The sequence below is a fragment of the Gimesia sp. genome, assembly GCF_040219335.1.
In the GTDB taxonomy this organism is placed as follows: Bacteria; Planctomycetota; Planctomycetia; order Planctomycetales; family Planctomycetaceae; genus Gimesia.
In genome coordinates, this window is record NZ_JAVJSQ010000028.1 from 76252 (window position 1) to 89176 (window position 12925).

General features: G+C 54.3%; 12 protein-coding genes. 7 read left to right on the plus strand and 5 right to left on the minus strand.

The features are described from left to right. Positions 1-40 precede the first annotated feature (40 nt). From RID21_RS21385 to RID21_RS21395, 3 genes are all read left to right on the plus strand, one after another. Positions 41-1006, plus strand: a complete 966-nt coding sequence (locus tag RID21_RS21385; protein WP_194242851.1) for a glycosyltransferase family 2 protein — start codon at positions 41-43, stop codon at positions 1004-1006. Between the two features lie 85 nt (positions 1007-1091). Next, positions 1092-2486 carry an MBL fold metallo-hydrolase RNA specificity domain-containing protein gene (locus RID21_RS21390; RefSeq protein ID WP_350192408.1) on the plus strand — a complete coding sequence of 465 codons (1395 nt, stop codon included), beginning with the start codon at positions 1092-1094 and terminating at the stop codon, positions 2484-2486. Positions 2487-2493: 7 nt separating this feature from the next. Continuing rightward, positions 2494-2937 (plus strand): ASCH domain-containing protein, encoded by a 444-nt coding sequence (locus RID21_RS21395; protein WP_350192410.1) that lies wholly within the window; start codon positions 2494-2496, stop codon positions 2935-2937. Positions 2938-2958: 21 nt separating this feature from the next. Here the strand turns inward: RID21_RS21395 and trpA are convergent, their stop codons facing one another. Together trpA and trpB are read right to left on the minus strand one after the other, a co-directional pair. After that, positions 2959-3780 carry a tryptophan synthase subunit alpha gene (gene trpA / locus RID21_RS21400; protein ID WP_350192412.1) on the minus strand — a complete coding sequence of 274 codons (822 nt, stop codon included), beginning with the start codon at positions 3778-3780 and terminating at the stop codon, positions 2959-2961. Between the two features lie 71 nt (positions 3781-3851). Beyond that, entirely contained in the window at positions 3852-5057 is a 1206-nt protein-coding gene (gene trpB / locus RID21_RS21405; RefSeq protein ID WP_350192414.1) for a tryptophan synthase subunit beta, read from the minus strand. Positions 5058-5367: 310 nt separating this feature from the next. On the opposite strand from trpB, the gene RID21_RS21410 reads away from it, so the two are divergent. Then, a complete protein-coding gene (locus RID21_RS21410) occupies positions 5368-5571 on the plus strand; it encodes a hypothetical protein (RefSeq protein WP_145036523.1) in 204 nt (67 codons plus the stop codon). A 21-nt stretch (positions 5572-5592) separates the two neighbouring features. On the opposite strand, the gene RID21_RS21415 is transcribed toward RID21_RS21410, so the two are convergent. Both RID21_RS21415 and nadC read right to left on the minus strand, forming a co-directional pair. Then, entirely contained in the window at positions 5593-7935 is a 2343-nt protein-coding gene (locus RID21_RS21415; RefSeq protein ID WP_350192416.1) for a glycosyltransferase family protein, read from the minus strand. A 50-nt stretch (positions 7936-7985) separates the two neighbouring features. Beyond that, complete coding sequence (gene nadC, locus RID21_RS21420) at positions 7986-8876, minus strand: carboxylating nicotinate-nucleotide diphosphorylase (protein WP_350192418.1); 891 nt, start codon at positions 8874-8876, stop codon at positions 7986-7988. Positions 8877-9041: 165 nt separating this feature from the next. On the opposite strand from nadC, the gene ald reads away from it, so the two are divergent. The 3 genes from ald to RID21_RS21435 all read left to right on the plus strand — a co-directional run bounded on the left by ald (position 9042) and on the right by RID21_RS21435 (position 12068). Continuing rightward, positions 9042-10148 carry an alanine dehydrogenase gene (gene ald, locus RID21_RS21425; protein ID WP_350192420.1) on the plus strand — a complete coding sequence of 369 codons (1107 nt, stop codon included), beginning with the start codon at positions 9042-9044 and terminating at the stop codon, positions 10146-10148. 840 nt (positions 10149-10988) lie between these two features. After that, the gene (locus RID21_RS21430; RefSeq protein WP_350192422.1) at positions 10989-11456 is read left to right on the plus strand and encodes a hypothetical protein; all 468 of its coding nucleotides are present in this window, start codon (positions 10989-10991) and stop codon (positions 11454-11456) included. A 303-nt stretch (positions 11457-11759) separates the two neighbouring features. Continuing rightward, positions 11760-12068 (plus strand): EF-Tu C-terminal domain-related protein, encoded by a 309-nt coding sequence (locus RID21_RS21435; protein ID WP_350192424.1) that lies wholly within the window; start codon positions 11760-11762, stop codon positions 12066-12068. Between the two features lie 49 nt (positions 12069-12117). Here RID21_RS21435 and RID21_RS21440 read toward each other — a convergent pair whose 3' ends face one another. Continuing rightward, on the minus strand, positions 12118-12819 hold the full coding sequence (locus tag RID21_RS21440; RefSeq protein ID WP_350192426.1) for an alpha/beta fold hydrolase: 702 nt from the start codon (positions 12817-12819) through the stop codon (positions 12118-12120). Between the last annotated feature and the right edge of the window lie 106 nt (positions 12820-12925).

Here is a 12925-nt window from a genome sequence, read left to right on the forward strand (position 1 = left end):
TCTGTTTGTTGAGTGAAAGGTCTGCGTCGTGCTCTCGATTATGATTCCGGTATTGAATGAATCGGAAAGTCTGCCACAACTGTATCAGGAGATCTGCGAAACCAGCCAGCAGCATCAGATTGACCTGGAAATTATCTTTATTGACGACGGTTCGACCGACAAGTCCTGGGAACTGATCTCGCAACTGGCCAAGCAGGATGAACGCGTTTCGGGGATCCGTTTCCGTCGGAACTTCGCCAAGGCAGCCGCGCTGACTGCAGGCATGCGGTCCGCCCGCGGTTCGGTGATCATGATGATGGACGCCGACCTGCAGGATAACCCGAAAGAAATACCCCGCTTTCTGGACAAACTCAACGAAGGCTACGATGTCGTCAATGGCTGGAAAGAGCGCCGCCTCGACCCCTGGCATAAAGTGTATCCCAGTAAAGTCTTTAACTGGATGATCTGGAAACTGACCGGGCTCAAACTGCACGATCACAACTGTGGCTTCAAACTGTTCCGTAAAGAGGTCGCTGCGGAAATTCGTATCTACGGCGAGTTGCACCGTTTCATCGCCGTGCTGGCAGATGCCCGTGGATTTAAAGTGACCGAGATTCCCGTCCATCACCGCGAACGACAGCACGGTTATTCCAAGTATGGCGTGCGACGTTTCCTGCGCGGGTTCCTCGATCTGCTGACAGTTCGCTTCCTTACCGGTTATGGACAACGTCCACAGCACATGCTGGGCGCCATCGGCTTGAGCTGTCTGATGCTCGGATTCCTCGGACTGGGCTACCTGGGGGTTGTCTGGTTGTTGACCAATCTGTTTGGTCTGGGACTGGGACCGATTGGAAACCGTCCGCTGCTGGCCTATTCTGTCGCCGCAACCATCCTGGGAGCGCAAGCGATCAGCCTGGGGCTCTTGGCTGAACTGATTGTCGCCTATACCGGCCGTCATCAGGACACCTACAGCATTTCCGAACGAACGGAAACCGCCTCTCAAAACGAGCAGGAGATCATTATCTGATTGGCACATCTCCAACTGTCTCTATCCTGTAATCCTGTCCGGGCTGGAATGGCCTCCAGTCCACTGTCTGGGAATGAAATCATAGATGAAAATTACGTTCCTCGGTGCCGCCGGTGAGGTGACCGGCAGCCAACATTTGATCGAGACAGACGGGCGACGGATTCTGCTCGATTGTGGCCTGTTTCAGGGTCACCGGGCAGAGTCATTCAAAAAGAACTGCCGCTTCGCTTATCCCGCTGAGTCCCTGGATGCCGTCATCCTCTCGCACGGACATATGGATCATTGTGGCAATATTCCCCGGTTGTACAACAAGGGTTTTCGGGGACCGATCTTCTGCACCTCCGCGACGGCGGACATCGCGGAGATCATGCTCAAGGACAGCGCCCGTATTCAGGATGAAGACGCCCGTTATCTGTCTCGCAAACTGAATGAAAAGCATCCGCCCATCGAACCGCTTTACGATGAAGAGGATGTGCGACAGGTCATGAAGCAGTTCGAGCGTCTGGACTATCATGAATGGCACGACCTGGGGGACGACCTCCGGGTACGATTGCTGGATGCCGGCCATATTCTGGGATCCGCGATCATTGAGATGAAGATCAAGGACCAGGGAGAATGGCGGCATCTGGTCTTCACCGGCGATCTGGGTCGCCGCGATCTGCCCCTGCTGCGCGATCCGGATACGATCGAGGGTTGCGAGATTCTGATTTCAGAAAGCACCTACGGCAACCGGATCCACGAAAAAGCCTCGGACCTTAAAGAGGAACTCTACCACATTCTCGATGAAGCCTATCGTGTTGAAGGGCGTGTGATCATTCCCGCGTTCAGTCTCGGACGTACCCAGCAGATCATTTACTATTTGAACGATCTGTATAACGAAAACCGTCTGCCACACATTCCGATTTTTGTCGATAGTCCCCTCTCCACACGCCTGGTTTCAGTCTACCGCCATCATCTGCAGGATATGGATCAGGACGTCAGCGATGTTTTGAAAGAAGACAAGGATCCCTTCGGCTTCTCACTGCTGGATTACGTTTCGACCCGTCAGCAGAGTATCGAACTCAATAAACGTGAAGGGGCGTTCGTCGTCATCGCCGGCAGTGGGATGTGTGAGAACGGTCGTATCCGCCATCACCTCAAGAACGGCCTGGAACATCCGGAGAATACCGTCGTACTGATGGGTTACCAGGCAGAGCATACCCTGGGCCGGCGTCTGCAGCAGCGCGATCCCAAAGTGAAAATCTTTGATCGCTATTACCAGGTCAAAGCCAGGGTCGTTCAGCTCAGCGGTCTGTCAGGCCATGCCGACGTGGAAGACTTTAAATGGTGGTACGAAACCTCCGCGAAACGGGGAAACATCGGCCAGGTCTTCCTCGTCCACGGAGAACCGGAATCGGCGACGGCGCTGGCAGCCTTGATCCGTGATGAGGTCGATGAGGAACCGATCATCCCCCAGTATCAGCAATCGTTCGAGGTTTAATTCCACAATGGCGAAAGCGATTCAACATCCCGACAAGAGTCTGCCGGCTCTCGGAATCAGACAACCCTGGGCAGAACTGATTATGCGGGGCGTGAAAACAATTGAGCTCCGTTCCAGTCAGACTAAGATCCGCGGGACGATCTACGTCTATGCTTCAAAGACTCTCGCGAAGACACCACACGCCATCGAAGCAGCAGCGCAAGCGGAAATCGCCACCGAGACCCTCCCGACGGGCACCTTGATCGGCACCGTCGAGATCGTCGATTCCTTCCCCGCGACCGCTGAACATGCGGAAGCATCAGGCGTCCCCGCATCTCTGCTCAAGGGCAAATACGGCTGGAAGCTCGCGAATCCCAAACGCATCAAATCGCCTATCGTGCCGCAGTTCCTGCCTTACGGAGTCTGGTTCTATCCCTTCGTCCGCAAGCAGACCGGGACCCGCCAGAAATAGAAACGGTTCGGGAACCGTTCCTCAGCCTTTTGTTGCGGCTGCCATCTCACCTGCGTATTTTCCGATCGACGCAATCACGGCTTCCCGCGTCTGGTCTGGGTCAGAAAAAGCAGCGAATTGTTTGACAATCGCCGAACCAATGATGAATCCGTCGGCTTTACCGCGGAGCGTGTCGACATGCGCGGGCTTACTGATGCCGAAGCCCACCGCCAAAGGTAGATCCGTCAGCGAGCGTAACGACTCCAGATGCGCTGTCAGTTCCGCAGGCAGTTCATCGCGAACACCTGTCGTGCCGGCGACAGCGATACAGTAAATGAAACCCGAGGCGGACTGCACGATTCGCTTCGTGCGATCTTCAGGCGTAAGCGGGGAGACCAGTTGAACCAGGTCCAACTCAGACGCTCTGGTGATTTCCACGAACTCCGCCGCTTCGTCTCCGGGAAGATCGGGAACAATCAGACCCGAGAACCCGGCTTCAGCGGCTTCTTTCAGGAAACGCTCTGCACCATAACGAAAGATAATCGCATACGAAACCATGCCGACCAGGGCCGGCAGATCGACAGACTCATCTGCAGAGAGTTCTTTCAAAGCTTCAAACAGGTCGTGTACGTGGAAGCCGTTATTGAGAGCCCGCGTATACGATTCCTGAATCACCGGACCATCTGCAATCGGATCACTGTACGGGAAGCCTACCTCGATCAGATCGACTCCCTGTCGGGCCAGTTCTTTCAATACATCAACGGTGGTTGCCAGGTCCGGATCGCCGGCGGTGATGAAAGGCATGAACGCCATGCGGTTTTCAGATTTTAACTTCGCAAAAGTTTCAGAGATCAAAGTTGTCACGATGGGGGGTACTGCTTTTAACTGAATTTCAGAAGGATGATTTTTATTGTCACGACAAAACCGGCCGGGGATTAAATTTCCCGTTCCAGCAGGCGGGCCACTTCATTCACGTCTTTGTCGCCACGACCGGACAGGCAGACGACGATCGTCTCATCGGGGCTGGCCTGGCGGGCTGCTTTGATGGCGTAAGCGATCGCATGCGACGATTCAATCGCCGGGATGATCCCTTCCAGGCGGGCCATGGTCTGAAAGCCTTCGAGGGCTTCATCGTCGGTGATCGCGGTGTAATTCACGCGGCCGGAGTCTTTCCAGTAACTGTGTTCGGGACCCACGCCGGGATAGTCGAGGCCTGCAGAGATCGAATGCACGTCCATCGTCTGGCCGTCATCGTCCTGCAGCACATATCCGAAACTGCCATGCAGCACACCCTTGGCTCCATAACTCAGCGTACTGGCATGCTCTCCCGGTTCAGGACCGCGGCCACCCGCTTCCACGCCGGTCAGCTTCACACCCTCATCGTCGATAAAGGGATAGAACATGCCGGCCGAATTGGAACCGCCGCCGACACAGGCAATCACTTGATCGGGGAGTTTACCTGTCTGCGCCAGGCACTGTTCGCGGGCCTCTTTTCCGATGACCGACTGGAAGTCACGAACCATCATCGGGAAGGGATGCGGACCAATCACGGAACCGATAATGTAATGGGTGGTCTCCACACTCGACATCCAGTCCCGCATCGCTTCATTGACTGCGTCCCGTAGAGTCTTGGAACCGCTGGAAACGCCACGGACTTCAGCGCCCATCATTTTCATGTTGAATACGTTCAGCTTCTGGCGGCGGATGTCTTCCTCGCCCATATAGACGATGCATTCCAGTCCGAAGCGGGCACACGCCACAGCAGAAGCCACGCCGTGCTGGCCGGCTCCAGTTTCGGCGATCACGCGTTTTTTACCCATCCGCATGGTCAGCAGCGCCTGGCCCATGGTGTTGTTGATCTTATGAGCACCGGTGTGATTCAGATCTTCGCGCTTGAAGTAGATCTTGCCTCCGCCACAATGCTCGGTCAGACGTTCCGCGAAATAGAGCGGATTCGGGCGTCCTACATAATTCTTAAGCAGGTCATCCAGCTCCGCCTGAAATGATGGATCCTGTTTGGCCTTCTCGTATTCCTGGGTCAATTCCTCCAGGGCATGCATCAGTGTTTCGGGGACGAAGCGGCGGCCGAATTCTCCAAAGCGACCGGAGGCATCAGGCACATTCGATAAGCTGGTTGTCATATCTGGCTCAAATTCACTAGTAAAATATCATTAAAACAGCGGTAATGACCATTATTGAATTCCGCGTGGCAATGGTCAATGCCCGCCCACAGGACCCTTCAGAATCGGAAAAGGTTCGATCCGGTTTTTCCATTTTTCCGGTCGGTCGTTTTGCTGTATCTGCTTTTGTATCATGCTCTTCTGTCGTTGTAGACCTGAAAAATGTGGTGTCCAGTCGTAATTTAGTAGGATTTTCCTCAAAAGATCGATAAAATACAGGACGCGTTCTGTGGAACGATCTGTTTCACAACTTAAGAGGGGGAGAATTAACATGAACACTTCTAATCAAAAACTCGACGAAGCCATCAATTCCAATTCGATTCATATCGATGAACAGGAACGTTTCTGTCTTTTGGATGACAAAACCCATGGCTACCAGAATCTGGATGACAGCGATATCATCATTCCGGATTTCGCTCACATTCTCCGTTCTGCCCATCGCGAGCTCAATGACTTCACACCTCCTGTTGGTTAATTGCTCAGTGAGTGCCTCCTGCTATTTCGCTACGGGGAAAATCTGCGCCGAGACAAAGTAACGTTCGCCGTCGCGTTCCAAAATCAGTTCCGGCGCCCACTGTTCGACTTCTTTTTTCTTGTTATCAGATAAAGATTCAAACTTCTGATAACCGTAACGATTTTCCAGAGGCGGACGCAGTACGCCTTCGTTTACCAGTTTCTCAAAACGCAGCGGCGTTACGTAGTCAGTGTACCCGTAAGATCCCGGTAGACGATAACGTAACACCTCTGACCAGTTCACATACACAAACGCGATATGCTCATCCTGGAATTTCTTTTTGATTGCTGCAGCCGGTTTCATCTTGAGTTGTTTCGCAGGTAACTCAGGATTTGCTTCCGCCGTCCACTGCTGGAAAATATCTTCATCGAAGACCGTGTTGTAGATCACCGGGAACTCGGCGTTGAAGACCTTCGCTTCTCCCACAAACAACACGACCTGGTCAGGGCCAAGCTCCATCTGGTTCAGTAACTCTATCTCGGGAGCCGTCAGATTGCCTGTGAACTTTCGCGCGTAAGCGAAATCATCGAGATACGCGTTATTGCCCCCCAGTCCGCTGGTGACGATTGAGAGATTGAACATCACAGCAAACAGCACCGCGACAGTCACGCCGGTACGCCAGAGTAGTTTCGAACTCCACGTCGCACCAATGCCCGCCAGTACCGCAACCACCGGCAGCATCGGCACCCAGAACCGGTCGATCCGATGTGTCAGGAACCACCAGGAAAAGAATAGAAATCCGATATAAATCCAGAGCCAGTACATCAGCCGCCGGTGTTGTCGGTTCAGAAAGGCCAGCGGTGCCAGACAGAACAGCAGCGGACTGATCCAGTCGCTGGTCATCGTGACATCCAGCAGACTATGCTTGAATTCAGCCAGACCGATCGTTTTCATGCCATGCCCGTTTTTCCACTTGGCATTCAATGCCTCCGTCAGGTCGTATCCACCAAACACCGAATACAACAGCGGGTAAACCGGATTGCCCGTCTCCACCAGGTTCTTTAACAGCCACGGACCAATGGTAATCAGGGTCCCGATCGCGAACACCACTCCCAGCTTTAAGGTAGTAGACCAGCAGAGCGTTTTATTCTCCCGGAGCAGGAACCAGCTGAAACCAAGCAGCGTCAGTCCCAGTGGAATCACAACGGATAGCACGCCCGGGTACTTGGTCGCCATCGCCGAACCGGAGAGCAGTCCCGTGATTAACGTAAAGCTCCAGAGTTCGCCCGGCAGACGGGACGTCTTCGCAGTGGAATCGCCTCCTGTGTCGTTCGCCTCTGCTTTCCATTTCTGCAGAACCGCAATCGTCAGAATCAGACACAGCAGACTCGCCAGCAGATAAAAGGAGAGTGCTCCTTCGGTATACGCGATGATCGACATCCGGTAAGTCCAGGGATTCGTCAGGAACACCGTGGCTGCAATCCAGCCTGCTGTTGAACCAAACCAGTGCCGTGCCGTGGTGAAGATTCCCAGTGCGGTAAATAGCGCGAAACTCATCAGCACCAGTTTGCCCGCCTGGGCTCCCGTGAACCAGTCCCCTTTGAGCGTCATCGACAGTAGCGTCACCATCTCGGTCAGAAACGGAAAGCTGGTATACACGTTATGGGGCAGGAAGCTGATATATCCCTGCAGATAATATTCTTTCGGGCCCCCAAAATGATATTCAAGCACATCATAGTCAGTCGAAGGCAGCATTGATCCCAGAAACATGCTGAGCACAAACGGGCTCATCAGCAGACAGCAGCCCACGCGGAACAGTGTATCGACCGTGATCGCTTCCGGCAGTTCCAGCTTCAAAGAACTCAGCGAGCCCGTTTTCTGTTTCGTTTCCTGCAGTGCCGATCCTATGCCCACGATCGCAGTTAATATCAGTACGGCGTAACAGAGCCCCTGGGAAAGCATGCCCATCAGGCCCCCTCCCAGTGTCAGCAGTGTGACGAATGAAATTCCCAGGCCCGCGGCGAAGACCGTGCGTTCTGCAGTGAAGGGGGCCAGCGGTATGCGGATCAACCGTGTTACGAGTTGTCCCAGTCCCCAGGCGCCCAGCAGAATGATCGACGCGACTCCGATCAACGGAATCCGCTGCGGAAAATAAGCCCAGCCGGCGGGATGCGGATTCTCTTCCGGCAGCGGATCGACCAGATCCAGCAGCAGGAAAGGCATCTCGGGCACAATGTACCAGCGGTCGATCTCCCTGTTATTCGTCAGTGGAACAGACAGGTAGATCAGAAAAAACAGCAGCAGCCAGACCAGGGCTCCGTTCAGGAACAGCGGGGAATCTTTCTCCAGTGACTCCAGCGGTCTGTCTACAGATGGCTTATTCATTGGCAGTAATCAGTGTCTTCAACGAAATTAAAAATCGGGTCTTTTCAAAATCAGGTGCGGCGTTTCCAGTCGAAACCGATATCCAGCGAGATGACAGAGTGAGTCAACGCACCCACGCTGATCCGTTCCACTCCCGTCTCCGCAGCGGCCCGTACCGTTTCCAGGTTAATGCCCCCCGATGCTTCCAGCAGCGTCGCGGGTGACTGGGCATCACGCATCTGAATCGCCTCCCGCATGGTCTCGGGTGACATGTTATCCAGCAGCACGATCTCGGGCTTCCCTTCAAGTGCGTCGGCCAGCTGTTCGAGCGTGTCGACTTCGACTTCCACTCCTTTTTCCCCGTTGACCGATTCCCGCGCCTGTTGGACCGCAGCAGCAATGGTGGGATGCGAATTGCGACTGGCCCAGGCAGCCAGATGATTGTCTTTGATCAGGATCCCGTCATACAGGCCCATCCGGTGATTCGTTCCCCCGCCGGCTGCGACCGCATATTTTTCCAGTACCCGCCAGCCAGGCAGTGTTTTCCGCGTGTCCAGAATACAGGCCCGGGTTCCCTCAATGGCTTTGACATACTCCGCCGTCTGTGAAGCTACGCCGCACAGATGTGTCAGAAAGTTCAGGACGGTGCGTTCTCCGGTCAACAAAGATGCCAGGGGCCCGGCACACGTTGAAATAACGGATCCCGGTTCCAGGGCAGCCCCGTCAGCCAGATGATGCGCGCAGGTCACTCGCGGATCGAGTTCTGCAAAAATCAGCGAGGTAATCGGAGAGCCAGCCAGGATTCCGCTCTGGCGGGCGACGATCTGAATTTCAGCCTGGTCGGTATCTTCAATCAGGGCCTGACAGGTCAGGTCGCCGGTCTCCTGGAGATCTTCTGCCAGGCTCAGTTTGATGAGGGTACGGGCTGCTGCCTCGTGGGGCTGTGTAAAGGGAACTGTCACGTGCGCATCTCTGTTTTTGGGGGTCTGGGAACGCGCCGATTCAGGGGCATTCCGATTCTGATTCCAGCATCTGACTAACATCAGACGTAGAATTAAACGATAATAGCTATAAGTACTTATCGTATCATAGCAGTCTGCAGTTTGACATGTAATCGGGAGAAGCACATGATTATCGGAGTCCCTCGTGAAATCAAGCAGGACGAGTACCGCGTCGCTCTGATTCCGGTTGGAGCCGAGGAATTGACGGCCGCCGGGCATACCGTCCTGGTCGAACGGGGAGCCGGGCAGGGGAGTGGGATTCCCGATGAACTCTACGAAGAAAACGGGGCCGAAATTGTTGAAACGGCTCAAGAAATCTTCTCCCGCGCCGACATGATCATCAAAGTCAAAGAGCCGCAGCCCTCCGAATGGCCCCTGCTCAGACCGGGTCAGATCCTGTTTACCTACTTCCACTTCGCCGCCGACGAAAAGCTCACCCGCGGCTTTCTGGAAACGGGCGCCACCGCCGTCGCTTACGAAACGCTCGAAGGGAAAAATGGTCAGCTTCCGCTGTTGACTCCCATGAGCGAAGTCGCCGGACGTATGAGCATTCAGGAAGGCGCCAAGTATCTGGAACGCCCCCAGTTGGGACGCGGCATTCTGCTGGGAGGCGTGCCCGGCGTGCCCCCCGCGCATATCGTGATTCTGGGTGGAGGTGTGGTCGGCAAGAACGCGGCCCAGATTGCAGCCGGCTTCCAGGCGGACGTCGTCATTCTGGATATCAGCGTGGACCGTCTGCGTTATCTCGAAGACATCATGCCTGCCAACGTGAATACACTCTACAGTGACAAACACAACATCCGCGAGCAACTCGAGCTGGCGGACCTGGTGATCGGTGCCGTCCTGATTCCAGGTGCCCGGGCTCCCATGCTTGTTCCCCAGTCTGCCTTGAAGATGATGAAACCGGGGGCGGTGTTGATCGATGTCGCCGTTGACCAGGGAGGTTGTATCGAAACATCCCGTCCGACGACGCACTCGGATCCCACTTTCGTCGTGGATGGTGTCGTACATTACTGTGTCGCCAACATGCCCGGCGCCGTGGGGCGTACCAGCACTTATGCCCTGTGTAACGTCACGCTCCCGTATGCACTCAGACTGGCAAACCAGGGGCTGGAAGCCGCCTGTGGGCAGGACAGCGGATTGTTGTCCGCGGTCAACGTGCACAACGGACAGGTGACCAACCGTGCGGTCGCCGCGACCTTTGGTCTGGACTACCAGGAGTTTTGTGTCTGACGAAAACGCAGAGCCGTGAGTTCGTTGATCCCGTCGAGCGACATCCCCCACTGAAAATCTGCGCCGCTCCTCTGAACAGATTGAACTTGAACCGCGCATCCCGAAGCGTATGCTGATTCCCTTCTGGCTCGCGCGCGAGACGGGTGCAGCGTGCACTGCATGCAGGCGCACCACTGACGAAACAGCACCTGAATCTGAGTGGCTTTTCACCTGATGCTTACTGGAGTATTTCGAACCGGTTCGCGATGTTCGGTCTCCGCTGTTCAGGGCAGACTGAGACACAAACCGGTCAGACCAGGACAAAATCTGGGACAGACGTGGACAAAATCCGGTCACAACGGGACAAAATTCTGTCTTGACCCTCCGGTGCCGTTCAACACAATCAGCATCCGTCATCAAATCATACGCAGAGACAGCAGCGGTGAGTCTATCCATCTCACCACAGTCCACATGCTTTAATTCATAATGGGAGTTCATAAAACACATCCTCAGGAGCGGCAAGGCACTGGCCGCCAGCAACACAGGGTGACGCGGACATTAGAACCGGTGACTGGCGCCATTCCGCTCACAGAATCGAGGGCCCCAAATAAAATTCGGACCGAGCGCAGCGAGCAGAAAACCGCCTGTGGAGACAAAACACTCCGAACCCGAATTCGATTTCCAACAATGTCGGCGAGGCCCCGTGCGTCCGCCCGCCTGTTGACTTTCAACATCAACAAGACTTCCAGGGGAAACATGATCCGTGACTCGAAATCCGAAAAATCAATCCCGTATTTTACTGGAAAGCAACCTGTCCCCGTAGCTGAAAATTGTTAAGCTGAACAGGGAGACGGAGCGAATGTGGAATGGAAACTCCCGGATCCCGACAACCATTCATCAATGCACGACGAATATATGACTGCGATTAAAAGTAGCGAATTCAGAGAAGAACATTTAGATCTGAGTGCGGTCTGGACGTGGGAGAGCGATCCTTTCAAGCCCGAGGACTCGCTGATCCCAGTGCCGTTAACCGCTGAAGCGATTGCACTGGCCGATTCCTTACTCATCCATTCCGAGTTCAAAACTCCCTCCGCAAAAAGATTGCAGGGGTTGATTATCATGAGTCCGTTGACTGATGACGTATTTGCGATCGAGGTCCTGTCCGGCGAGCAGTCATTTACATTTAACAGGCTTCTTCCGGAACTCGCGGAAGACGACCTGAATCGATTAGCTCGCTTACTTTCTGAAGACCCGGGCGACATTTTCCCTTTGCGATACTCCGTCGTTGCTGAAGAACTTTTGATTCCAGACGGCGAGCTCACAATCTGATTAGAGCTCAGCACAACAAAAGCAGAAAATTAGCAGTGCAAACAAAATATCAATTGCCCGAATTCGATTTCCAATAATGTAGGGGAGGACCCATGTGTCCTCCCGCCTGATGACTTACACCATCAGCAAGACTCCGGAGGGAAACAGGCCCTGTAACCAGGAACCCAGAAAACCAATCGGGCATTATGCTGTAATGCAACCTGTTCCCTTGGCTATAGATCGAGAAGCGATAGGGGGCGTAATTAGTTGAACTTGCTGCCTCCCGGTCTTCATGACCCAATGCAATGAAAAAGATGACCTCGCATGAAATACCATGAAATTGAAGCCGAAGTCTACTATTTAACCACAGAGGAGGGCGGTCGCAATAACGGCGTACTTAATGGATATCGCGGACAGTTCCACTATGATGGTGGTGATCATGATGGGGGGCAGTTCTTTCCAGATTTCCTGGAAAACGAAATGATCGAACTGGGAAGCACGGTGTCAGTACTCATTCGTTTTCCAAAGCGACAGTGGGATGAAATTCATTCCGGCCAAATCAAAATCGGAATGAGTTTTCTTGTTAGAGAAGGAGCTAAAGTGGTAGGACGAGGGAGAGTGAAGCGAGTTTGATTGTGGTGGACAGAGTTGGCGAGACTACGCCTGGAAAAACTCTACATTCTTATGCCCCAGCGGAGCGTCCCGCTTCCACACGCCGCACAAATTCAGCAAGCACCTGATTGAATTCGTCCGGTTGTTCCAGATTCATGAAATGCCCACAACCACGCATGACATGCAACTCCGCCTGCGGTGCCAGGAACGACAGGGCCATCGCCTTCTCCTCGGTAATCACCGGGTCGTGATCACCGCACATGACCAGCAGAGGTTTCTCCCACTGCGCAACGACCGCGGTGTGATCAGTGCGGCTGTGAAAGACCCGGACAGCGTTGATCAGGTCTGCGGTCTCCTGTGACAGAGCCAGTGACTCAATCCTCTCGACGACCTCAGGCTGTGCAGCGGCGCCCAACCAGCCGCTGATTTCCGGCCACATCCCGCGAATGCCCTGATGGTGCAGTGTGTCGAGATAAGCGTCGCGTGCAGCAGGCTCCGGGCGGTGGCCTGCTTTGGTTCCAACCAGTACCAGCGCCGCGATCCGATCGGGGGCCTGACGCGCCATTTCCAGCGCACAGGAACCTCCCATCGAGGAGCCGATGGCAATCAGGGAATGTGTCTCAATAGAATCCAACACACGGCTGGCCCAGTTTTCGAGGGAGTCTCCCAGTTGATATAGACAGGGAGTCGTGCAACGTCCAGGGGCAATCGCGCGTTGTTCGTCCCACATCGAATGATCGAGGGGGAAGGCATGCAGAAACGCGAGATGCATTCAACTCGTCCTGATGATTAACCTGTGGCTTAGCTGTATACAATCCATTTTATGGTAACCACACGCCAGACATTTGCCTATATAATAAAAAAAGAGAGGTGGAGCT